Source organism: Microbacterium sp. 22215 (genome assembly GCF_052045655.1).
GTDB classification, from domain to species: domain Bacteria; phylum Actinomycetota; class Actinomycetes; order Actinomycetales; family Microbacteriaceae; genus Microbacterium; species Microbacterium phyllosphaerae.
On the sequence record NZ_JBQEPC010000005.1, the window covers coordinates 309,694 to 330,845 of the forward strand.

The 21,152-nt window shown below is 68.9% G+C and carries 21 protein-coding genes; 11 read left to right on the top strand and 10 right to left on the bottom strand.

Features of this window, described 5'->3' with window-relative positions:
* Positions 1 to 109: 109 nt before the first annotated feature.
* The 3 genes from ACTJKH_RS11160 to ACTJKH_RS11170 are packed head-to-tail and all read right to left on the bottom strand — an operon-like array spanning position 110 to position 3,945.
* Entirely contained in the window at positions 110 to 1,483 is a 1,374-nt protein-coding gene (locus tag ACTJKH_RS11160) for an MFS transporter (RefSeq protein ID WP_440736963.1), read from the bottom strand.
* Positions 1,484 to 1,541: 58 nt separating this feature from the next.
* A complete protein-coding gene (locus ACTJKH_RS11165) occupies positions 1,542 to 2,651 on the bottom strand; it encodes a lactonase family protein (RefSeq protein ID WP_440736964.1) in 1,110 nt (369 codons plus the stop codon).
* Positions 2,652 to 2,658: 7 nt separating this feature from the next.
* A complete protein-coding gene (locus tag ACTJKH_RS11170; RefSeq protein WP_440736965.1) occupies positions 2,659 to 3,945 on the bottom strand; it encodes an adenylosuccinate synthase in 1,287 nt (428 codons plus the stop codon).
* A gap of 365 nt (positions 3,946 to 4,310) precedes the next feature.
* On the opposite strand from ACTJKH_RS11170, the gene ACTJKH_RS11175 reads away from it, so the two are divergent.
* The gene (locus ACTJKH_RS11175) at positions 4,311 to 5,246 is read left to right on the top strand and encodes a DMT family transporter (protein WP_440736966.1); all 936 of its coding nucleotides are present in this window, start codon (positions 4,311 to 4,313) and stop codon (positions 5,244 to 5,246) included.
* A 20-nt stretch (positions 5,247 to 5,266) separates the two neighbouring features.
* Here the strand turns inward: ACTJKH_RS11175 and ACTJKH_RS11180 are convergent, their stop codons facing one another.
* Positions 5,267 to 6,709, bottom strand: coding sequence for a mechanosensitive ion channel domain-containing protein (locus ACTJKH_RS11180; protein ID WP_440736967.1), 1,443 nt, complete (start codon positions 6,707 to 6,709; stop codon positions 5,267 to 5,269).
* Position 6,710: 1 nt separating this feature from the next.
* Complete coding sequence (locus tag ACTJKH_RS11185; RefSeq protein ID WP_440736968.1) at positions 6,711 to 8,873, bottom strand: adenylate/guanylate cyclase domain-containing protein; 2,163 nt, start codon at positions 8,871 to 8,873, stop codon at positions 6,711 to 6,713.
* 109 nt (positions 8,874 to 8,982) lie between these two features.
* Between ACTJKH_RS11185 and ACTJKH_RS11190 the strand changes: the two genes are divergently transcribed.
* The 10 genes from ACTJKH_RS11190 to ACTJKH_RS11235 all read left to right on the top strand — a co-directional run bounded on the left by ACTJKH_RS11190 (position 8,983) and on the right by ACTJKH_RS11235 (position 17,059).
* Positions 8,983 to 9,702, top strand: a complete 720-nt coding sequence (locus tag ACTJKH_RS11190) for a Pr6Pr family membrane protein (protein WP_440736969.1) — start codon at positions 8,983 to 8,985, stop codon at positions 9,700 to 9,702.
* A gap of 167 nt (positions 9,703 to 9,869) precedes the next feature.
* Positions 9,870 to 11,042, top strand: coding sequence for an AAA family ATPase (locus ACTJKH_RS11195; protein ID WP_440736970.1), 1,173 nt, complete (start codon positions 9,870 to 9,872; stop codon positions 11,040 to 11,042).
* Between the two features lie 7 nt (positions 11,043 to 11,049).
* On the top strand, positions 11,050 to 11,937 hold the full coding sequence (locus tag ACTJKH_RS11200; protein ID WP_259161079.1) for a DUF58 domain-containing protein: 888 nt from the start codon (positions 11,050 to 11,052) through the stop codon (positions 11,935 to 11,937).
* Positions 11,924 to 12,415 carry a hypothetical protein gene (locus ACTJKH_RS11205; RefSeq protein ID WP_210096552.1) on the top strand — a complete coding sequence of 164 codons (492 nt, stop codon included), beginning with the start codon at positions 11,924 to 11,926 and terminating at the stop codon, positions 12,413 to 12,415. Before ACTJKH_RS11200 ends, ACTJKH_RS11205 begins: the two co-directional genes overlap by 14 nt.
* A complete protein-coding gene (locus ACTJKH_RS11210; RefSeq protein WP_440736971.1) occupies positions 12,406 to 13,392 on the top strand; it encodes a VWA domain-containing protein in 987 nt (328 codons plus the stop codon). Before ACTJKH_RS11205 ends, ACTJKH_RS11210 begins: the two co-directional genes overlap by 10 nt.
* A complete protein-coding gene (locus tag ACTJKH_RS11215) occupies positions 13,389 to 14,480 on the top strand; it encodes a VWA domain-containing protein (protein ID WP_440736972.1) in 1,092 nt (363 codons plus the stop codon). Before ACTJKH_RS11210 ends, ACTJKH_RS11215 begins: the two co-directional genes overlap by 4 nt.
* Positions 14,477 to 15,265 (top strand): hypothetical protein, encoded by a 789-nt coding sequence (locus ACTJKH_RS11220; protein ID WP_440736973.1) that lies wholly within the window; start codon positions 14,477 to 14,479, stop codon positions 15,263 to 15,265. Before ACTJKH_RS11215 ends, ACTJKH_RS11220 begins: the two co-directional genes overlap by 4 nt.
* Positions 15,259 to 16,386, top strand: a complete 1,128-nt coding sequence (locus ACTJKH_RS11225) for a hypothetical protein (protein WP_440736974.1) — start codon at positions 15,259 to 15,261, stop codon at positions 16,384 to 16,386. Before ACTJKH_RS11220 ends, ACTJKH_RS11225 begins: the two co-directional genes overlap by 7 nt.
* Positions 16,387 to 16,425: 39 nt before the next feature.
* The gene (locus ACTJKH_RS11230) at positions 16,426 to 16,659 is read left to right on the top strand and encodes an AbrB/MazE/SpoVT family DNA-binding domain-containing protein (RefSeq protein WP_440736975.1); all 234 of its coding nucleotides are present in this window, start codon (positions 16,426 to 16,428) and stop codon (positions 16,657 to 16,659) included.
* On the top strand, positions 16,643 to 17,059 hold the full coding sequence (locus ACTJKH_RS11235) for a PIN domain-containing protein (RefSeq protein WP_440736976.1): 417 nt from the start codon (positions 16,643 to 16,645) through the stop codon (positions 17,057 to 17,059). Before ACTJKH_RS11230 ends, ACTJKH_RS11235 begins: the two co-directional genes overlap by 17 nt.
* 39 nt (positions 17,060 to 17,098) lie before the next feature.
* Here the strand turns inward: ACTJKH_RS11235 and ACTJKH_RS11240 are convergent, their stop codons facing one another.
* The 5 genes from ACTJKH_RS11240 to ACTJKH_RS11260 all read right to left on the bottom strand — a co-directional run bounded on the left by ACTJKH_RS11240 (position 17,099) and on the right by ACTJKH_RS11260 (position 21,139).
* Positions 17,099 to 17,383 carry a response regulator transcription factor gene (locus tag ACTJKH_RS11240; protein WP_440736977.1) on the bottom strand — a complete coding sequence of 95 codons (285 nt, stop codon included), beginning with the start codon at positions 17,381 to 17,383 and terminating at the stop codon, positions 17,099 to 17,101.
* Complete coding sequence (locus tag ACTJKH_RS11245) at positions 17,370 to 18,587, bottom strand: FtsX-like permease family protein (RefSeq protein ID WP_440736978.1); 1,218 nt, start codon at positions 18,585 to 18,587, stop codon at positions 17,370 to 17,372. The genes ACTJKH_RS11240 and ACTJKH_RS11245 overlap by 14 nt, the downstream gene beginning before the upstream one ends.
* Positions 18,587 to 19,207 carry an ABC transporter ATP-binding protein gene (locus ACTJKH_RS11250; RefSeq protein WP_440736979.1) on the bottom strand — a complete coding sequence of 207 codons (621 nt, stop codon included), beginning with the start codon at positions 19,205 to 19,207 and terminating at the stop codon, positions 18,587 to 18,589. Before ACTJKH_RS11250 ends, ACTJKH_RS11245 begins: the two co-directional genes overlap by 1 nt.
* A 300-nt stretch (positions 19,208 to 19,507) precedes the next feature.
* Positions 19,508 to 20,215 (bottom strand): ZIP family metal transporter, encoded by a 708-nt coding sequence (locus ACTJKH_RS11255; protein WP_440736980.1) that lies wholly within the window; start codon positions 20,213 to 20,215, stop codon positions 19,508 to 19,510.
* A gap of 132 nt (positions 20,216 to 20,347) precedes the next feature.
* The gene (locus ACTJKH_RS11260) at positions 20,348 to 21,139 is read right to left on the bottom strand and encodes an NAD(P)H-dependent oxidoreductase (RefSeq protein ID WP_440736981.1); all 792 of its coding nucleotides are present in this window, start codon (positions 21,137 to 21,139) and stop codon (positions 20,348 to 20,350) included.
* Between the last annotated feature and the right edge of the window lie 13 nt (positions 21,140 to 21,152).

Below are 21,152 nucleotides of genomic sequence, written 5' to 3' on the forward strand. Positions count from 1 at the left end.
CTCGCCCCCCGCCCGGTCCACAACTCAGCACGAGCGCCCCGAACCCACCCGGAAACGACCGGTTTCGCCTCAGCCGCCCGATTCCATGCTGAATAGCGAACGTCAGCGGTCACGCACCCCGCGGAGCGACGCGGGGCGCGAGCACCGCCGCGGCGAGCGCGATGACGCCGGCCAGGGCGAAGACCGCCACGAACGGATCGGCCACCGCCGGGAGCCCGGTGAACAGCACGCCCGTGATCGCGAGCGCAAGGGCGCTTCCGAAGGAGTCGGCCACCGTCATGGCCGCACTGTTGAAGCCCTGGTTCTCGGGCGCCGACATCTCGAGGGTCAGAGCGCTGGTCCGCGGACTCATCAGCCCCATGCCCGCCCCTGAGACGATCCACGCGACGATGATGACGACGACCGGCGCGGTGAGCACCGCTGCGGCGAGCGCGAGCACGACTCCCGCGACGACGAGGAGCGTGCCGATCCGCACGGCCGTGACGCTCGAGAGGCGCACGCCCATGCGCCCCTGCACGGTGGCGGCGGCCGACCACGCGAGGGCACCGCCGGTGAGGGAGAGCCCCGCGATGGTCGGCGACACCTCGTATCGATCGGTCAGCAGATACGGGATGTACACCTGGGCGCCGAAGAACCCCGCGGCGGCGAGTCCGCGCACGAGCAGCACCGAGGGCAGACCGCGTCGGGCACGCAGGGTTCCCGTGGGCAGCAGCGCCCGGACCGCGACGAGCGCCACGACGACTGCTGCCGCCGCGAGCACGGGGCCGACGCCGGGGACGTCGCCGACGAGATTCAGACCGAGCACCGCGACCGCGGCGAGCACCGACCATCCCAGCCGACCGAACGCCCAGGGGATCGTGGCATCGCCGTCGCCCGAGAGCCCGCGGAGCGCGGGGACGACCATCAGCAGGGCGGGGACCACGAGGAAGACGACGCCGAGGAACACCCAGTGCCAGCTCCACAGCTCTGTGACCGCCCCGGCGACGGTCGGCCCGACGAGCGACGGAACGACCCACGCGGCGGCGAATCCGGCGAAGATCGCGGGATGCAGCTCGCGCGGATAGACGCGGGCGACGACCACGTACAGCGCCACCATCAGCCCGCCGTTGCCGAGGCCCTGGGCGAAGCGCCCGGCGACGAGCACCTCCATGGTCGGTGCGAGGCCCGCGACGAGGAGTCCGGCGACGAACAGCGCCACCGACGCGTAGAGCGGGGCGACGGGTCCGCGGCGATCGGCCCAGTTGCCCGCCACGACCATGCCGATCACCCCGGTGGCGAGCGGCCCCGCGAAGGCGAGCGCATACAGACGATCGCCGTCGAGGTCGGCGCTCACCGCCGGCATCACCGTCGTGACGGCGAGGGATTCGAACGCCCCGAGGAACACCAGGGCGCAGGCGCCGATGGTGATCCAGAGGTAGGCGCCGCTCATGATGCCGGGGGCGGCGACCTTCGCGGTCTGCGCCCCACCCGTGTCGATGGTCATAAGCACGACCGTAGAACCTCAACAAAGGTTGAGGTCAAGCGGGATCAGCGGGTGCGCGTCAGCGAACCGGCAGGAAGTGCGTCGGCGTCGGAGCCTGGGCGGTGTGACGGATGCCGAGCGGCGCCCCGGTGCGCTCATCGAGGTCGATCAGTGCGACGGTGTCGGAGCGCTGCCCGGCGACGAGGAGCTTGCCCTCGTGCACGAGGTGATGCCGCGGCCAGTCGACGCCCGAGTCGGCGAGCGCGATCGGCTCGAGGCTCTCGCCTCCGCCGCGCACGCGCAGCGCCGCGATCGTGTTGCCCCCGCGGAGCGCCGTGTAGAGGAACTGCGCGTCGCGCGTGCGGGCGAGCTCGGCGGGGAAGTCCACGCCGATCTCGGCGATCGGGCTCGCGAGCACCGACGAGGCCACGGCCCACGTGCCGTCTCGGCCGGCGGCGAGCGTGAACACCTCGCACGAGTACTCCGTGACGACGTGCAGGTGGCCGCTGGGGTGCACGACCATGTGGCGCGGGCCGGTGCCGAGCGGCAGCACGACCTCGTGATCGAGGACGAGGCCTGCCGGGCCCTGGCGCCAGATCCGCACCAGATCGAAGCCCAGGTCGGTCGTGGCGATGCGCCCGTCGGGCAGGAACGCCGAGGCGTGCGCGTGCGAGATGCGCTCTTCTCCGCCGGCCGTGAGTTCGCCGGCGTACGGATCCGATGCCGCCGCGGCGACCCCCGCCGGCGCCGACGTCTCGATCGGTTCGCCGAGGAGCGCCGCACGCAGCTCGGCGGCCTTGTTCACGGCATCCGGCACCAGGCGTCCCTGCGGATCGATGCCGATGCGCACCACCCGTCCGTCGCCGTAGCAACTCGCGATCAGGGACGATCCGTCCCGCGCGACCGACACGTGGCAGACCGAATCGCCGGCCTCGACCGGCTCTCCGAGCGGCCGCAGCGTGGATTCACCGCTTCGAGAGAATGCCTGCACCGCGGCATCCCCCTCGAGCGCCGCGTAGACGACGTCGAGGGTCGGATGCTGCGCCAGCCACGACGGCGACGGGGTCTGCGTGACCGCGCCGCGGTACTCGAGGGCGGTCTGCATGTCGGCATCCCCCGCCAGCAGGCCGATGCCGTCGGCGGAGCCGTCCATCGCGGAGCCGTAGCCTCCGAGCCAGAACCGGGTCACAGCGCGCTCAGTCGAGCAGGTCGTGACGCACGATGACCTGGTCGCGCTCGGGGCCGACGCCGATGACCGAGATGCGGGTGTTGCTCATGCTCTCGAGCGCCAGCACGTAGTCCTGGGCGTTCTGCGGCAGGTCGTCGAAGGTGCGTGCCGTCGAGATGTCTTCACTCCAGCCGGGGAAGTACTCGAGGATCGGCGTCGCGTGGTGGAAGTCGGTCTGGTTGACCGGGACCTCGTCGAAGCGCGTGCCGTCGACGTCGTAGGCGACGCAGACCGGGATCTGCTCGAGACCCGTGAGGATGTCGAGCTTGGTGAGCACGAGGTCGGTGATGCCGTTGACGCGGGTCGCGTAGCGCGTGATCGGGGCGTCGTACCAGCCCACCCGGCGGGGACGGCCGGTGGTCGTGCCGAACTCGAAGCCGCGCGAGCGCAGCCATTCGCCCTGCTCATCGAACAGCTCGGTCGGGAACGGACCCGAGCCGACACGGGTCGTGTACGCCTTGACGATGCCGACGATGCGGTCGAGGGCACCGGGGCCGACTCCCGAGCCGGTCGAGGCGCCGCCGGCGGTCGCCGACGACGACGTGACGAACGGGTAGGTGCCGTGGTCGACGTCGAGCATGGTCGCCTGGCCGCCCTCGAACACGACGACCTCGCCGCGGTGCAGGGCTTCATCGAGCAGGTAGCCCGTGTCGGCGACCATCGGACGCAGTCGCTCGGCGTACGACAGCAGGTCTTCGACGATCTCGTCGGCCGTGATCGCACGACGGTTGAAGATCTTCACCAGGAGGTGGTTCTTCTGGTCGAGGGCGCCCTCGACCTTCTGGCGCAGGATGTTCTCGTCGAAGAGGTCCTGCACGCGGATGCCGACGCGGTTGATCTTGTCGGCGTACGCCGGGCCGATGCCGCGGCCGGTCGTGCCGATCATGCGCTTGCCGAGGAAGCGCTCGGTGACCTTGTCGAGCGTGCGGTGGTACTGGGTGATGATGTGCGCGTTGGCGCTCACCTTGAGACGCGAGACGTCGATGCCTCGGCCGCCGAGGGCCTCGAGCTCGCTGAACAGCACCTCGAGGTCGATCACGACGCCGTTGCCGATCACCGGGGTGACCCCGGGCGACAGGATGCCCGAGGGCAGCAGGTGCAGCGCGTACTTCTCGTTGCCGACCACGACCGTGTGGCCTGCGTTGTTGCCGCCGTTGAACTTGACGACCCAGTCGGTGCGCTCGCCGAGCAGGTCGGTGGCCTTGCCCTTGCCCTCATCGCCCCACTGGACGCCGACGATAACGATTCCTGGCATGGGTATCCCCCTTGCTTTCGCCGGGTTTGCACCGGCTGATGAGCTGGCCCTTGTCGGGCGACTCCATCCTACCGAAGGCCTGTTTCGGAGCCGTTTCGGGTGTGGACGGGTGAACTCCCGTCGCAGTTCGTGCCGCTCGGACGGTCGAACCCCCACTCCCGTCGCGGTTCGTGCCGCTCGGAAGGTCGCGACGCGGCACGAACTGCGACGGAGCAATCGGACGCGACACGAAGTGCGACCGGAAGAGCCGAGACGTGCGGCGGGCACGACGAACTGCGAAGCACGGCAGACCACTGACAGAAAAGCGACGGATGCTGTCGCTCCGGCGCATCGCCGATGTCGGTGGCCGGTGCCAGGATCGAAGGATGCCGAAGACCGGTCGCGTGCAGCGCGACGACAGCCTGAATCCCGCGAAGCCCCGCACACAGGGTCCGCTCGTGCTCATCGCCGCCCTCGTGACGGTCGTGCTGTGGGCGTCGGCGTTCATCGGCATCCGCGGTGCGGGTCCGCATTTCGACCCGGGAGCCCTGGCGCTACTGCGCATGGCGGTGGGCACCGTGGTGCTCGCGATCATCGCGGTGCGTCACGGCATCCGTCTTCCCGAGCGCCGCCACTGGTGGCTCGTCGCGGTGTGGGGCGTCGGGTGGTTCTGCGTCTACAACCTCGCGCTCAACGCCGCCGAGCGCACCCTCGATGCGGGCACGGCGGCGATGGTCGTGAACCTTGCGCCCCTGATGGTGGTCGTCTTCAGCGGACTGTTCCTGCGCGAGGGCTTCCCGAAGCCGCTCATCATCGGAGCCCCGATCGCGTTCCTCGGCGTGGTGCTGATCGGTATGAACTCGTCGACGAGCGAGGGGCCCGACATCACCGGGCTGCTGCTCGCACTGCTGGCCGCCGTGATGTATGCCGGCTGCACCCTGCTGCAGAAGCGCCTGCTCAGCGTGGGCACCGATGCGACGACCCTGACGTTCCTCGGCGCGGCCGCCGGCACGGTCGCACTGCTCCCGTGGACGGGCAGCCTGATCGGCGCTCTGCAGACGGCTCCGCTCGACTCGACGCTGTGGGTCGTCTATCTCGGTATCTTCCCGACCGCGATCGCGTTCACGACCTGGGCGTACGTGCTGCAGCGCAGCACTGCCGGGCAGACGTCAGCCACGACCTACGTCGTTCCCGCGATCGCGATCCTGATGTCATGGGCGATCCTCGGCGAGGTGCCGACTCCGCTCATGTTCGTCGGGGGCGCGCTCTGCCTGCTCGGCGTACTCGTCACCCGGATGCGGTGGGGCCGCCGAATCCGCTGACCTCGGTCTGCCGAATCAGCTCAGCGCGACACCGACCGGCGCTGACGGATCGACCCGCGCTGCGCCTCGACGCTCGCGAGCATGTCGCCCGCGAGCTTGCGCTTGAGTTCGAGCGACTCCCCGATCTCGGCGGCGAGGCGCGGACGGGTGCGGATCAGCTCGTCGATCGTCGCGAGGGGCAGCACGAGCACGGTCAGGATCTCGCCCGCGACCGTCACGGCCTGCGTCCGCTCACGAGTGAGCGCCGTCTGACCGATCAGATCGCCCCTCTCGGCCGCCGCGAACTCGACCCGCCCGCCGTCGACCTCGATCGCGAGCACCGCGCGGCCCGAGACGACGACGCGCACCTCGTCGGGCACGACACCACTGGGCAGGACGACCTCGCCGACGCCGTAGCGCTCGAGGTGCGAGGCCTGCGTCATCGCCTCGAGATCATCGTCGTGCAGATGCAGCGTCCCGGCGATCGAGACGAGCGCTTCTGCCAGGCGGCCGGGCTCGGATATCGGGTCGGTGGCATCGCCGTCGAGTGCGAAGCCGCGCCGCCGCGCCGCGTACCAGACCCACGACAGGTACATCGAGAGTGCACGTCCGGCATCCGCCGGCCCCGCGACCGGGATCGAGACGCCGTAGGCCCCGCCACCGGAATAGCTGACGGAGGCGCGCTCTCGATCGGCGAGCATCGGCAGGGCGTCCGCGACCTCGACCAACAGCGCCATGACCTCGTGAGGCGGGTCATCGGTCGCGAACTTCACGTCGGTGGATGCCGAATACGGCCCGTCCGGCTCGGAGAGGTTCGTGAACGATGCCCCCGAGAGGCTCGAGTTCGGGACGATCTGGATGCCGGAACCGGTGTCGATGTGCACGGCACGCCAGTTCACCTCGACCACGCGGCCCCTGACGCCGGCCGCATCGAGGAAGTCGCCGATCTTGAACGGCTGCTCGAACAGCAGCAGCAGACCCGAGATGACGCCGCCGACCGCGTTCTGCAGCGCGAGGCCGATCACGATCGACCCGACGCCGAGGGCCGTGAACAAGCCACCCACGTCGGCATCCCACACCCAGGAGAACAGCAGCGCGAGGCCGAGGGCGACGAGCACGAGCCGAGCGATCTCGACGAAGATCGTCGGGATGCGCTTGCGCCACGAGTCCTCGGCGGCGTTCGCGAACAGAGCCACGTTGAACGACGACAGCAGCAGCAGGATCACGAGGAACCCGAAGATCGTCGCGGCGACGCGGGTCCAGACCTGGTCAGCGGGCGACTGGATCGCGAAGGCCAGCAGCGCGAACAGGGCACCGACGGGGATGACACCGTTGCGCAGCAGGCGCAGGGGTCCCGCGAGCGGGTTGTTGCGGCGCCGGAGTCCGTTGATCAGCTCGGTGAGGACGACGAGCAGCACCGGCACGCCGACGGCGAGGGCGATGACCCACCAGCCCCAGCCGTCGCGGAACGCGTCGTCGAGCATGTCAGCTCACCTTCCAGACGGTCTCGCTCTTCCCGTGCGCCTCGACCGTGCCCGCCTCGGTGAAGGTGAAGATCTCGCGAGTGCGGTCGTAGACGGTCTGGCTCACGTAGACGCCGGGCTCGCCTGTCACCGAGCGCACCCGGTACGCGAGGTTCACGGCATCGCCCCAGAGGTCGTAGGCGAGGGTCGTCCGGGCCACGAGACCGCTCGTCACAGTGCCCGTGTCGACGCCGGCACGGATGCCGATCGACGAGCCGTTCTGCGCGTTGAACCGCTCGACGACACCGAGCAGGTTCTTGGCGAAGTCGACGCTCCGGCGCACATTGTCGACCCGGGGCACGATGAGGCCGGACGATGCGAGATATCCGCCGCGCAGGGTGCGGACCTTCTCGACGCCCGCCTTCTCGGCGGCCTCGTCGAAGCCCCGCATCAGGGTGTTGAGGTGGCCGATCTCCTGCTCGGTGCTGAGTCCGCGGGCGTAGTCGTCGAAGCCGACGAGCTCGGCGAACACGACCGAGACGTTCTCGTGCGCCTCTGAGATCGCCTCGTCACCCTGCTTGTACTTCGCGGCGACACTCTCGGGCATCAACGTGAGAAGGAGCTTCTCGTTCTCGGCCTGCTGTTCGTCGATCAATTCCTGCTTGATGCGCAGACTCGACGCCATGTCGTTGAACGCGCTGCCGAGGTCACCGAACTCGTCGCGGGCGCCCTGCGGCACCTGCACATCGAGGTCGCCCTCGGCGACGCGATGGACCGCACCGACGAGCCGGTGCACCGGACGCGTGAACACCTGGGCGAGCAGCAGCGACAACAGCGAGACACCCAGCAGGATGCCGAGCAACGACAGCAGCACCGTGCGGGTGAAGTCGCTCACCGGTGCGAACGCCTCCTCCGAGTCGATCCGCGCGATGATCACCCAGTCGAGCCCCTCGACCTCCAGCGGAGCGTACGCGGTGACGCTCTCGCGGCCGAGATAGTCGCGGCCGATCGTCGTTCCCGTGCGGCCGGCCTGGGCATCCGCCACCGCCTGCGTGTTCACCTGCTGCAGCAGCACAGTGCCGTTCACCTCGACGGCGCGCTCGGCGACGCTCGGCGGGACGCCGCCGTTGATCGCGATCTCGGCGTAATTGTCGGGGTTCTCGATCAGCCGCCGAGAGTTGCTGCGCATCAGGTCGTCGCGGCCGACGAGGTAGACCTCGCCGGTGTCGCCGAGCCCCTGCTCCTTCCAGCCCTCGGATCCCGTGGTGAGGTCGTTGATCGTGTCGATCGACACCTGGAACGCGATGGCCCCGGTGATGCGACTGCTGTTGCCGACCGGCGAGATGACCCACATGGTCGGCACATTGAGTGAGGGGATCCAGCGTTCGAAGTCGGTGAGGACGACGGTGTTCACCGAGTTCGTCGCGATCGCGTCCGCGTACGCGCTCGCGAGGACGGAGTCGCGATACGGCCCGGTCAGAAGATTCGTGCCGAGCTCCGGCCCTTTGTACGCCGAGAACACGACGTCGCCGTCGAGGTTCATCAGCAGAGCATCCTCATACCCCGCCTCCTCGACCAGACGCGTGAAGTAGTCGCCGTAGCGCTCCGACGCCTCGCCGTACAGCGTCCCGTCGTCCGGGTCGTTGTCGTTGAGGAGGGTGTCATAGTCGGCGTCGAAGTCCTGGTTCTGCGTCGTGAAGTGCGACTGCAGGTGCTGCCCGGCCACGGAGTCGGGGATGAAGGCGCTGTCGCCGTACTCGTCACCGGTGCGCTCCTCGAGCTTCGGAATGAACACATCCGCGTAGTACGCCTCGAGCTCTTCGCGCTCACCCGGCTCGGGCTCGTGCGTCTGCAACTCCTCGAATCCCTCGTTGATCGAGGTCGACAGGGTCTGCGCGCTGAGGTTGCGCGAGTTCAGTGAGGCGTCGCGCTTCACCGTCTCGAGGGCATCCGTGATCTCCGCCGCCCGCATCGAGCGGATCGTGATGAGCTGGTCGACCGCCGAGTCGTGCAGCGACTGCCGACCGTTGAGGAATCCGATCGTCCCGACGATCACCGATGAGACGAGGCTCACCGCGAGCAGCATGATGAGCAGCTTCGACTGGATGCTGAGGCCCACCCTCCCCCGCCACGGTCTTCTTCGCGTCTCCGTGCCTGTCGTGGTCCCCGCAGTGCCCTCGCTCATGTGCCCCTCCCGGCCGCGTGTGCTCTGCGGCTGACGCTATCGACATATCGACATATCGGTCTAGGGACAATGACACTTCGTGACCGATAAAGTGTGCGCGGAGGCGGATATGACGACCTGGTGGCCCTTTGCACGACTCGCAGCAGCCGTGCTCGCCCTTGCGGCGATCATCGCGCAGCTCTCCCGCAGCATCGAGAACTCCCTCGCCGCCAGCACCGAGTGGGGCCGGCACACTCCCACGGTGGCTGCGAACTTCCTGAGCTTCTTCACGATCCTGTCGAACCTGCTGGCCGCGATCGTGCTCGCGGTCGGCGCGATCTGGGCTCTGCGCCACCGCCGCGGCGCCGAGCGGGAGCCGAAATGGTTCGCGATTCTGCTGGTGTGCGTGAGCACTTACATGATCGTCACCGGCATCGTCTACAACACCCTGCTCCGCAACGTCGAGCTGCCCCAGGGCGTGACCGTTCCGTGGTCGAACGAGGTGCTGCATGTCGTCATCCCGCTGTTCCTCCTCGCCGACGTGCTGTTCGCGCCCCGGCGACGGGCCCTCGGCTGGGGTGCCGTCTTCATCACCGCGCTCTTCCCCATCGCCTGGGCGGTCTACACGCTCGTGCGGGCGAACCTCATCATCGCTCCGGCCACCGGAGACCCGTGGTGGTACCCGTATCCGTTCCTGGACCCGCACCGGGTGCCCGGCGGCTACCTCGGAGTCTCGGGCTACATCGTCGGCATCGCGATCGCCATCATCGGCGTCGCGTGCTTCGTGGTCTGGATCGGTCGAAGGCGCGGCGCCCCCGCTTTTGAATCGCGCACTTTGCAGAAACCGTGACGTGAAAGTCGCCAAGTGCGCGATTCGAACGAGAAAGGCGGGCTGACGCCGCTCTCACCGATGGGGAGAAGTCCCCACCCGCGGGCCCGAGCCGCCGGAGAGTATGCGGTTACGCTGGTCGACGGGGGATCGTCGACGCGTCCCCGTGGGAACGAGGAGACACACCGATGAACGAGCCCTACGCGCCCGGCCCCTCCGCAGGTTCGACGCCACCGCCTCCGCCCGCGCCCTCTGCTCAGGCGGTCCCGCCGGCTCCGCCCGCCCCCGCGACCCGCGCCGCCGCAGCCGCCACGGCAGCCCCGGCCTCAGCCCCGGCAGCCCCCGCCGCGTCGACCTCGGCGAGCAAGAAGTCCGAGGCCCCCACCGAGGCCGAGCTCCGCCGCGCGAGCGAGGTGCTGAAGACGGTGTCCGACGCATACTCCGCCAAGATGGTCGGTCAGGAGCGGCTGCGGATGAGCCTGCTGATCTCGCTGATCGCGGGCGGACACATCCTGCTCGAGAGCGTCCCGGGGCTCGCGAAGACCACGGCGGCGAGCACCCTCGCCGACACCGTGAAGGCGCAGTTCAAGCGCATCCAGTGCACCCCCGACCTGCTGCCGAGCGACATCACCGGCAACCAGATCTATGACGCGGCGACCGGCTCCTTCCGCACCGTGCTCGGCCCGGTGCACGCGAACTTCGTGCTGCTCGACGAGATCAACCGATCGAGCGCCAAGACCCAGAGCGCCATGCTCGAGGCGATGCAGGAGCACCAGACCACGATCGGCGGCGAGATCCACCACCTGCCGAAGCCGTTCCTCGTGATCGCGACGCAGAACCCGATCGAGCAGGAAGGAACGTACGAGCTCCCCGAGGCCCAGATGGACCGCTTCCTGCTCAAGGAGATCGTCGAGTACCCGAGCCCCGCTGAGGAGTTCGAGATCCTCGGGCGCATCGACTCGGGCGTGCTCGACCCCGACCGCCACGTGTCGAGCGCGATCAGCCTCGACGACGTGCACATGCTGCAGGACGTCGCGAGCCGCATCTACGTCGACCCGGCGATCCGCAACTACATCGTCTCGATCGCCTATGTCACGAGGAACCCCGCGCCCTACATCGGCGAGGAGCGCGCCCGTTTCATCAAGTACGGCGCGAGCCCCCGTGCGAGCATCGCCTTCCTGCAGGCATCCCGCGCCCTGGCCCTGCTGAACGGCCGGGCACACGTGCTGCCGGAGGACATCCGCTCGCTCCGTCACCTCGTGCTGCGCCACCGCGTGCTGCTGACCTTCGAGGCCGACGCCGAGGGCATCCGCAGCGAGGAGATCATCGACCAGATCTTCGCGTCCGTGCCCACGCCCTGATCCCGCCATGGCCAGCCTGATCACCCAGGTGAAGAGCAAGCTCTTCATCCACTCGTCGCGCAAGTCGCTGCACGCGCTCGACGGCGCGTACGCGTCGCTGCTGCACGGCCGCAGCCTCGACTTCGAGGATCTGCGCAAGTACGAGTACGGCGATCAGGTGCGCGACATCGACTGGCGTGCGACGGCGCGGCTGGGCACGCCGCTCGTCAAGCGGCACCGCGCGATGAGGATGCACACGATCCTGTTCGTGGTCGACACCGGGCGGTCGATGGCCGCCCTCGCCCACGACGAGAAGTCGAAGAAGGATCTCGCGATCCTCGCGACGGGCGTCCTCGGTGTGCTGGCTCTTCGCCACGGCGACGACTTCTCGCTCGTCTACGGCGACTCCGACCGGGTGCGCCGACGTGCGCCCGGCCGCAGCGAAGGCGCCCTCGAGCACGCGCTGCGCACGATCGACCACGCGATCGACTCGAGCACCGCGTCGAGCGACCGCGACGCCCTGCTCTCGTACGTCACGCGCACGATCTCGCGACGCATGATCGTGGTCGTGATCACCGACCAGGCCCCCGTGACCGATGAGACCGAGCGGATGCTGCGCCGACTGCGCGTGCAGCACGACGTCCTGTGGCTCACCGTGAGCGATGCCGATCCGGTGCTCGACCACACGACGAACACGATCCGCAGCGACGTCGACAGCATGTGGGAGGTGCCCGACTTCGTGCAGGGCGACCTCGACATCATCCGCGAGCTCACGGCCCAGACCGAGGCGGATGCGGCCCACCTGGCCGAGGTCCTCAAGCGCATGGAGATCAGCCACAGCGTTCTGGCTGGTCAGGACGACGCCGTCTCGCAGCTGCTGCAGCTGCTGAATCGGAGGTCGAATGCCCGGCTCTGATGAGCTCTATCCCCCGGCCCAGTACGGCTGGGGATGGCTCCTGCTCGCCTTCGGCATCCTGATCCTGCTGATCTCGGCCGCCTGGCTCGTGGCCGCCCTGACGCGCCCTCGGCGCGATCTCACACTGACCGGCGAGGCGCAGGGCCCGCAGCTGCTCACCACCGACGTGCTGTCGCAGCTGCGCGTGGAGTACCTCGACCGCATCCAGCGCATCGAAGACGACTACCGCGCCCGCACACTCTCGGCCCGCAACGCGAACCTCGAGTTCAGCCGCGTCGTGCGCACGTTCGTCAACGAGTACAGCGGCCTCGAAGCGCCGGTTCTCGCCCTCGACGACCTCGTGTCGCGCGGGGTGCACCCCGCCCTGATCGACGCGATGGGCCGCCACTACTACCCCAGCATCTTCCGTCAGGGCCCCGCGATCGACCCGGTGGCCGGTGCCGAGGCCGCGCGAACGGTGGTGCGCACATGGCACTAGCGAACGGATGGCTGATCCTCGTCGCCGCGGGCGTCGTCGTGATCGCGATCGTGATCGGCGCCGTGCTCGGCCTGCGCGGCAGTGCGAAGACCGAGGCGCATGAGCGCGCTCGTGTCGCCCGCGCCGAGCGCCTCCGCGCACTGCCCACGTTCCGCCAGGCGCTCAACCGCAGGATCCTCGCGCTGTCGAGCATCCTGCTGCTCGGTGTGGTCGCGGCGCTCTCGGCCGGTGTCGTGTCGGCCCGCCCGATGTCGTCGCAGACGATCCAGCCCGTCAACACGAGCCGCGACATCATGCTGTGCCTCGATGTCTCGGGTTCGATGAGCGAGGTCGACGTCGAGGTGCTGACCGTCTTCGAGGAGCTGCTCGAGGACTTCGAGGGCGAACGCATCGGCCTGACGATCTTCAACAGCTCCCCCGTGCAGATCTTCCCCCTGACCGACGACTACGAGTTCATCCGCGGACACCTGCAGAGCATGCGCGAGAGCTTCGACTACAACGAGCCGCTCCCCGAGCACTGGGTCGGCACGCAGAACGGCAACGGCGCCTCGCTGATCGGCGACGGCCTCGCCGCGTGCGCGATGGCGTTCGATCACCCCGACGACGAGCGTTCGCGGTCGATCATCTTCGCGACCGACAACGAGATCAACGGCGCATCGATCGTGACGCTCGATGAGGCGGCCGCGTACTCCGAGTCGATCGGCGTGCGGGTCTTCGCACTCAATCCGGTGCAGGGCAAGGATGCCGACGTCAGCGCCGAGCTCTCGAAGGCGGCAGAGGCGACGGGCGGAGCCGCCTACGGCCTCCGCGACACCACGACCGTCGGCGACATCGTCGAGCAGGTGCAGGAGCAGGAGGCGACCGAGCTGAAGGGCCAGGCGCAGGTGGTCTGGACCGACACCCCGAACCTCTGGATCGTCGTGCTGATGATCTCGATGCTCTCGTTCCTCGTGGTGCTCTGGAGGGTGAGACTGTGATCTTCCAGCCCGTGCTCAACGTCTTCCTCCTCGTGCTGCTGTGCGCTCCGGTGGCGGCCCTGGCCGTGATCGCACTGATCAGGGCGAAGGGCCGCGACAAGGCGCTGTGGGTCATGCGACTGGTCATGCTTCTCGCGTGCTTCGTGATGTTCCTGCGGCCCGGCATCCCCGGCGGCGCCACCGAGACCCTCGCGACCGACACCGACATCGTGCTCGTCGTCGACACCACGGCCAGCATCGTCGCCGAGGACTGGGACGGCGATCAGCCTCGCCTCGACGGCGTGCGGTCCGATGTGCAGGCGATCGTCGACGAGTACCCCGGTGCCCGCTTCGCGCTGATCACGTTCGATGCCTCCGCCGATCTGCGGATGCCGCTCACCACCGACACCACCTCGCTCGTGTCGTCACTCGACGTCCTTCGTCCCGAGGTAACGAGCCAATCCCGCGGCAGCTCGATCGGCCTCGCGAACCAGCTGCTCGCCGACACCCTCTCGAACGCAGCGACGGCGTCTCCCGATCGCTCGCGCATGGTGTTCTACTTCGGCGACGGCGAGCAGACCGTCACGACCGACCCGGAGTCCTTCGACGGCAGTGCGAAGTTCACGGATGCCGGAGCCGTCCTCGGCTACGGCACCGCCGAGGGCGGTCCGATGCAGCTGACGACAGGCGGCGTCGACGGGTCGGGCTCGGGCGAGTACATCGAGTACCAGGGGTCGAACGCGCTGTCGGTGATCGACGAGGGCAACCTCGAGGCGATCGCCGAACAGCTCGGCGTCGACTACCAGCACCGCAGCGCGGACGCCGAGCTGACTCTGCCGGACGCGCCGTCGACCACCACCAGCTACTCCGAGTCCGGATCGGTCGGGAACGTCACCGAGCTCTACTGGATCGCCGCTCTCGTGGTCGTGGCGCTGCTCGGGGTGGAGTTGGCGAGGGCGAGCATGCTCGTCGCGCGCCTGCGTCTGCTGCGCGCGCGGCCCGCCCGTGCTGCCCGAGGCGACCGCGGGCGTCGTGAGGAACCACGTGCCGACGCCGACCCGTCGACCGGGGCGACTCGTGGCACCGACACCGCCGGAGGTGCCGCATGACCGACCTGTCGACCCGTGAGGGCGCAGCTCCCGCCCCCGCCGATCTGAGGGCCGCGGCCGCCGCGGCACTGCTCGCCTCGAATCGTCGCCGTCGCCTCATCCGTCGCTGGATCGCGATCGGCACCCTGCCGCTCACGCTCGCCGCGCTGCTGTTCGTCGGCAAGATCCTCAGCATGTACGCGTTCGCGCACCAGTCGATCACCTCGTATGTGGCCGACGACTACGCGGGCTCCGAGTCCTCGGCACGCGGCCAGGAGTTCCTCAACTGGTTCGAGCCGTACAAGGCGCCGTTCAATGTGGGCACGGCTCTCGCGGGTTCCGAGAAGCTCCCCGAGGCGCGCGCGAAGCTCGAGGAGTCCCTCGGGCTCGCGACCGGTGTCGAGGTCTGCAGCGTGCGCATCAACCTCGCCCTCGTGATCGAGCGCATGGGCGACGCGGCCCGCGCCGACGGTGACGGAGCGGGTGCCGCCGAGCTCTACGGCGAGGCGCTGACGATCACGACCGAGATGCCCGGGGAGTGCGGCAGCGACGAGGCCGAGAAGCAGTCCTCGGACCCTGATCGCGACATGCAGCAGAGCAAGGACGACCTCGAAGACCGGCTCAAGCAGAAGCAGCAGAGCGAGGAGCAGACTCCCCCCGAGGAGGAGCAGCCGCAGGAACCCGACGAGCAGCCGTCGGACGACAAGCTCGACGACCTCAAGGACAAGCTCGAACAGGGCACGCAGGAGCGCGACCAGCAGCAGGGCGATGACGGCGGCGGCTCCGGGACGGACAAGCCATGGTGATGGATCACGAGAAGCAGCGGGCGCGCTACGTCGCCGGCACCGAGGGTGCGCCACCCGTCCCACCACCGGGGGGCTACCGCAACGCACGCCGACAGGCGGGTCCCGTCACGACGCTGGTGCCGGGGGCTCCCGCGGCGACCGCGACGGCCACGGCATCCGAGGCCTCCGCCGCCGAGCGGAAGCCGGCGAACGCGCTCGGATGGAGCGCGTTGATCGTCGGCATCCTGTTCGCGCTGATCCTGCTGATCACGATGGCGGTGGGCGCGACCGATGCGCTCTACGGCGTGACCATGCTGGCTCTGCAGCTCGTGGTCGTCGCGGTGATCATCGGGGCCCTCTTCTCGTCGCGGGGGCGCCGATTCGCCGTGATCGCGCTCGCGATCACGCTCGTGTTCAACGTCGCCACGGTCGGCGGCATCGGCGCTCTGCAGACGTCGGCCTCGGGCAGCTACGACGGCATGAAGACCGACGAGCAGAAGCACGAAGAGGCCTACCCCGGCATCAAGGACACGGATCCGCAGGATGCCTTGAACCAGCAGTCGCTGGAAGAGGTCAGGGCCGAGGCCGACGCGCTGTTCGCCGACATCCGCGAGCGCATCACCGCCGAGTACGGATACGAGTGGGTCAAGGTCGGCGACGAGGATCTGCGTCCGGAGCGCAACGGGTACGGCGGGGAGTCGATGCTGATCGAGTACACCTCAGTCGGGTGGGCGACGACCGAGCCGATCCACGGCTACAGCCTCAAACTCGATGTCATGAACACGATCGACCAGGTCGTCGCCGAGCACGGGATGCCGCCGCTGTACTCCTTCAACGGCGAGTACTCGGGTCTCGACCCTTCGGTGATCGCGAAGCTGTACGGCAGCGAGGATCCCAGCAGGCAGCACACCTGGGAGTACTACACCGACAACTACCCCGACCCGACGCGGCTGTACGCCAACATCTACGACCTCTCGAACGATCCGACGGGCGACTTCCTCACGAACCGCGAGGCGCAGAGCGCCCGCACCGGAGAACCGCTGGAGGGTCTGCAGATGGTCGTGATCGCGAGCGCCGTGCTCAGCGAGGCCGATCGCGCCGAGTTCGAGGAGAAGCTGAAGGACTACCCGGGATTCCGGTGAACCCTGTCGTGTCCACCACTGCGAAGGTAGCGTCATGGCATGCGCACGACCATCGACGAAGCAGGGCGGATCGTGATCCCCGCGTCGATCCGTGAACGCCTCGGCATCCTTCCGGGTCCGGTCGACATCATGATCGACGGCACCGGCATCCGGATCGAGGTCGCCGCGCCTGACGACCTCGTCGAGAAGGACGGACGCCTGGTCGTCCGCGGCGGCGGGGCCACTCTCACGCCAGACGACATCCGGGAGCTCCGGCTTGTCGACCAGCGCTGATCTGCTCCTCGACACGAGCGACGCGATCGCTCTCGTCATGGAAGACAGTGCTGGCCACGACGCGGTCCGGTCGGCGTGCACGGGCCTCGTCCTCGGCCTGTCGGGGCACGCCCTGCTCGAGACATACTCGGTGCTCACCCGACTTCCCGGCGGCAGCAGGCTGAGTCCCGAGGCCGCCGCACGGGTGATCGACCACGAGTTTCCCGGATCCGTCGCTCTGCCCCCTGACGAGGCGGTGCGGGCCGTATCCGAGCTGGCCGGCGCCGGCGTCGCCGGAGGCGCCGTGTACGACGGCCTCGTCGCACTCGCGGCGCGCTCAGCCGGCATCACGCTGCTCACCTGCGATCGGCGCGCGATCGGAACCTACGCGAAGCTCAAGACCGACATCCGAATCATCTGATCGGATGCCGGCCGGCGACGCGACCGTTCGGCGTCCCCTTCATCGGGCGGAGCGCGGCTCGAGGTGTCCGAGGAACACCAGCACGACCTGAAGCCGATCTCTGACCTGCCACTTGGCCATGACACGGCCGAGGTGGGCCTTCACGGTCGCCTCCGCAAGATGCAGCTGCTCGCCGATCTCCGCATTGGAGAGACCCCGCGCGAGAAGCTCGACGATGGCGAGCTCCCGCGCCGTCAGCTCCGGACGCTGCGGGGAGTGCTGCGCGTCGCCCATCACGTGATCGTCGTCGCGCTCGGGCTCCGCGTTCGCGTCACCGGCCGACATCGCGGAGAACCTCGTCCGGCGGGATGGATGCCGCTCGAAGCGCGGGGAGGAACGCCGCGGCGGCGAACGCAAGCGGCGGGATGAACAGCAACGCGGAGAAGTAGGCGACCGAGTCGGCCGTGATCCCCATCACCAGGGGCAGTCCGAACACGCCCGTCGGGAACACGAGGGCCAGGAGAGCCGCGCCGAGAGCACTGAGCGTCGCACCCGAGACCGCGATCACGGCGCCGAGCAGGGTGAACTGCGCCACGAACGCCCACAGCACACGGCCTCGACGCCATCCGAAGGCGCGGAGCACGCCGATCTCCGCGCGCTTCGCGCCGACGAGGGCCGCCGCCGCTCCTCCACCGACCACGAGCAGGAACACGACGAGCAGGGCTCCCAGTACGACCTTCGCCATCTGCAGTGCGGCCTGGACCGGCTGCACCGCGGACAGCAGCGCGCCGAGACCTCCTGCGACGTACCCTCGGCTGCGCAGCTCGTCCACCACCTCCGAGAGACGATCGGCGCTGTCCACCACCGCGTAGATCTCCAGGTACTCCAGTCGACTCTGGATCTCATCCGCCGGCACACCCTGCCCGATGGCCCGGATGCTGTCGACCCACTCCGGCAGAGCGTAGGCGACGTCCTCTCCGTCGAGACCGGCGAAGCCATCGTCGAACGCGCCGACAACCGTGACCTGAACGGCCACGCCCTCTCTGAGGTTCTCGGAGACGTAGCGATCGTGCCGGGCGGTCAGAACAGCGCCGACGTCGGCGCCGAGCTCGTCGAGGTCGGATTCGGCGAGAAGGATCTCCCCCTCCGCCACGGGCTCGCGACCGTGCGTCACGGGCGGCTGCAGCGGCGAGAATCGCGACGTCAGGAAAGGCCCGACGGTCGTCGACCCCGAGGACACCTCTATACCTGTCGGAGCCCACCCGACGGCGGCCTCGATGCCCTCGACCGCCCGCACTTCGGCGAGGTCATCCGCATGGAAGAGGCCGCCCGGGGCGTCGGACTCGATCGACGGGCTGATCATGATCGCGCGCAGCACAGCGGCGCCGAGGCCCTCCTTCGTCGTGGCCGCCGAATCCGCGGTGTCGGAGCCGAGGGGGATGAGGGTCCCGAACACGGCGATGCCGAGCACGGAGAGGATCACGAGAGATCGGTTGGCCCGGACGAGGCTGGGAATCAGCCAGCGCGCCAGTGCGCTCGCACGCCGCATCACAACCCTCCGATCGCCACACGACGGTCGGCGTGACCGGCGATCCGCGCGTCGTGCGAGGCGACGACGACGGCGCGTCCGCTGTCGACGGCGTCCCGCAGGATCCCCCAGATCGCGCTCGCGTTCGCGTCATCCAGCGATGATGTCGGCTCATCCGCGAACAGGACGTCGGGGTCCTTCGCGAGGGCTCGCGCGATCGAGACGCGCTGCTGCTCGCCCCCCGACATGGTCTTCACGCTGCGCGCCGCTCGCTGGCGGAGACCGACGAGACCGAGCGCGCGTTCCGCGTCCTCCCGGGTGATCGAGGGTGCCGCGAGCATGACGTTCTGCACGGGTGTCAGCTCGGCGAAGAGACGCGGCGCCTGCGGGACGATCCCGAATCGCCGTTCGCGGACGAGGTTCCGGGTCGTATCGTCGCGGGCGACCGTCTGGCCGTCCACGATCACGGTCCCGGTGGTCTCGAGGACGAGCAGCGAGGCGATGCCGAGGAGCGTGCTCTTGCCCGATCCCGACCGGCCGCTGAGCCACACCAGCTCACCTCTTCCGAATCGCACCGAGGTCGGATGCAGCGCGACCTTGCCCGTGCCGTAGGTCTTCGAGACATCGATCAGCTCGATCATGGAGGTGGCCTCCGAAAACCAACCCGAGGCTCGAAGATCCCGAGGCGGTCGAGCAGGAGCGGGTCGGCGGCGACGCTGCGCCGCACGATTAGGGGCAGCGAATCCAGGTCGTCGCTCCACTGCCGCGTGATCTCATCTCCGATCGTCGCCGCTCACGATCGCGAGCGTTGTGATGAACTGACTCGTTCAGTGTGAATGCCCCATCGCAGCCCTGCATCCTACTTTTGTCTACATTTGAGGTCACAGCAACACGTATGACGGCACATCAGAATGACCGCCGTCGCCGCGTTCGGAGGAGACTCAGCTCGCGAGCGACAGACCGGCGGCGAGCGCGAAGCCCAACACGGTGGCCAGCCCCGTCAGCTGCTTGGCCTTCTCCTGCGCGTCAGGCACCATCGAGTCGACGAGCATCACGAGCAGGGCACCTGCCGCGAAACCGCTCGCCCCAGCACGGAAGGCATCACCGGTCGCGCTCGCCAGCGCGAAGCCGGCGACCGTGGCGAGCGCGCAGAGCAGGGCGATGCCGGCCCAGAGCAGCAGCACGCGCGACTTCGCCATCCCACCCTCGAGCAGATCCGCGGCCGAGCCGATCGACTCGGGGAGGTTCGAGACGATGATCGCGACGACGAGCGCGATGCTCACGGGTTCGCCCGATGCGAGGCCGATGCCGAGCACCAGCTGCTCGGGGATGCCGTCGAGCAGCGCACCGAGGGCGAGAGGCGCACCGGCCCCTCCGTCCTTCGACTTCGCGGCACGGGCATCCAGGATCCGGTCGGCGATGAAGTAGGCCAGGGCTCCTGCCGCGACGCCGATCACCAGCGGGATCGGGCCGGCGAGGTGGAGCCCCTCCTCCCACAGCTCGAACGCGATCGAGGCCATGAGCGCGCCGGCGCCGAAGCCGAGCACGATGCCGAGCCAGCGCGGCGGCCACTTACGCAGGAGTGCGAGCACCGCTCCGACGAACAGGGGCGAGGCCGCGACGACACCCCAGAGAATCGCTGCGCCCATGTGCCGCCTCCTTCAGGGCCACTCTGCCACCGCTGCGTCGGAATCGGCAGAGGCGCGGGGCGCACGCGCGCAGCGGCCGCATCCGTTCGACCGGGTTCGCTCGCGCAGTGCTCGCCGCTCGACGCCCTCCGCTCAGTCGATCGGGACGCGATGGATGCCGAGGTCGGTGCGTCCGGGAAGCAGATCCGCTCGCAGCGCCCGGGTGCCGTGATACTCACCGTCACGGAGTCGGCGATATGGGCTGGTCGGCGATTCGTCACGGATCTCGGAGAGCCGCTCGACCAGGCGCGCGCTCTCAAGGTCGACCTGTGCGGGCGCCAGACCGTCGGCATCGTGGACGACGTGCAGGTCGAGCGGCTCGATCCCGGTGTACCAGAGGGTCCCGTGGGTGAGCGGGAACAGGAGCGAGTCCAGGTCTCCGCTCACGCCTCGTTCCCCGATCGACCGGTCGTCCTCGCCCGCGGTCACGATCACGAGGGCGCGACGCCCGGAGAGCGGACCGTCGCCGTAGCGCAGGGGAAGACCGGTCTCGGGGTCGGAAGGACCGTACGCGAAGCCGTTCGTGAACACGCGATCGAACCACCCCTTGAGGATCGCGGGCGGGCCGTACCACCAGAGCGGGAACTGCAGCACGACGAGATCGGCGGACCCGAGCTTGCGCTGCTCCTCGATCACCTCCGACGGCAGCTGGCCCGAGGCGTACGCCTCCCCCATGAGGTCGACCACGCTGCCCTCCCTGCCGAGAGGCTCGCCCAGGTCGGGGGCGGCGAGAACGGGGTCGAATCCCTGACCGTACAGATCGGTGATCTCCACGTCATGGTCGCGCGACAGCGCCTCCACTCCGTCGCGGAACAGCCGGGCGTTGAACGAGTTCTCCTGGGGGTGTGCATAGATCCAGTGGACGGTCGGGCGTGATGCGGACACGGTTGCCTTTCTC

Bases quoted from the DNA above. Each gene is read 5' to 3' on its own strand.
- ACTJKH_RS11160 (WP_440736963.1), bottom strand. From the start codon at position 1,483: ATGACCATCGACACGGGTGGGGCGCAGACCGCGAAGGTCGCCGCCCCC.
- ACTJKH_RS11170 (WP_440736965.1), bottom strand. From the start codon at position 3,945: ATGCCAGGAATCGTTATCGTCGGCGTCCAGTGGGGCGATGAGGGCAAG.
- ACTJKH_RS11175 (WP_440736966.1), top strand. From the start codon at position 4,311: ATGCCGAAGACCGGTCGCGTGCAGCGCGACGACAGCCTGAATCCCGCG.
- ACTJKH_RS11180 (WP_440736967.1), bottom strand. From the start codon at position 6,709: ATGCTCGACGACGCGTTCCGCGACGGCTGGGGCTGGTGGGTCATCGCC.
- ACTJKH_RS11185 (WP_440736968.1), bottom strand. From the start codon at position 8,873: ATGAGCGAGGGCACTGCGGGGACCACGACAGGCACGGAGACGCGAAGA.
- ACTJKH_RS11190 (WP_440736969.1), top strand. From the start codon at position 8,983: ATGACGACCTGGTGGCCCTTTGCACGACTCGCAGCAGCCGTGCTCGCC.
- ACTJKH_RS11195 (WP_440736970.1), top strand. From the start codon at position 9,870: ATGAACGAGCCCTACGCGCCCGGCCCCTCCGCAGGTTCGACGCCACCG.
- ACTJKH_RS11200 (WP_259161079.1), top strand. From the start codon at position 11,050: ATGGCCAGCCTGATCACCCAGGTGAAGAGCAAGCTCTTCATCCACTCG.
- ACTJKH_RS11205 (WP_210096552.1), top strand. From the start codon at position 11,924: ATGCCCGGCTCTGATGAGCTCTATCCCCCGGCCCAGTACGGCTGGGGA.
- ACTJKH_RS11210 (WP_440736971.1), top strand. From the start codon at position 12,406: ATGGCACTAGCGAACGGATGGCTGATCCTCGTCGCCGCGGGCGTCGTC.
- ACTJKH_RS11220 (WP_440736973.1), top strand. From the start codon at position 14,477: ATGACCGACCTGTCGACCCGTGAGGGCGCAGCTCCCGCCCCCGCCGAT.
- ACTJKH_RS11225 (WP_440736974.1), top strand. From the start codon at position 15,259: ATGGTGATGGATCACGAGAAGCAGCGGGCGCGCTACGTCGCCGGCACC.
- ACTJKH_RS11230 (WP_440736975.1), top strand. From the start codon at position 16,426: ATGCGCACGACCATCGACGAAGCAGGGCGGATCGTGATCCCCGCGTCG.
- ACTJKH_RS11240 (WP_440736977.1), bottom strand. From the start codon at position 17,383: ATGTCGGCCGGTGACGCGAACGCGGAGCCCGAGCGCGACGACGATCAC.
- ACTJKH_RS11245 (WP_440736978.1), bottom strand. From the start codon at position 18,587: ATGCGGCGTGCGAGCGCACTGGCGCGCTGGCTGATTCCCAGCCTCGTC.
- ACTJKH_RS11250 (WP_440736979.1), bottom strand. From the start codon at position 19,207: ATGATCGAGCTGATCGATGTCTCGAAGACCTACGGCACGGGCAAGGTC.
- ACTJKH_RS11255 (WP_440736980.1), bottom strand. From the start codon at position 20,215: ATGGGCGCAGCGATTCTCTGGGGTGTCGTCGCGGCCTCGCCCCTGTTC.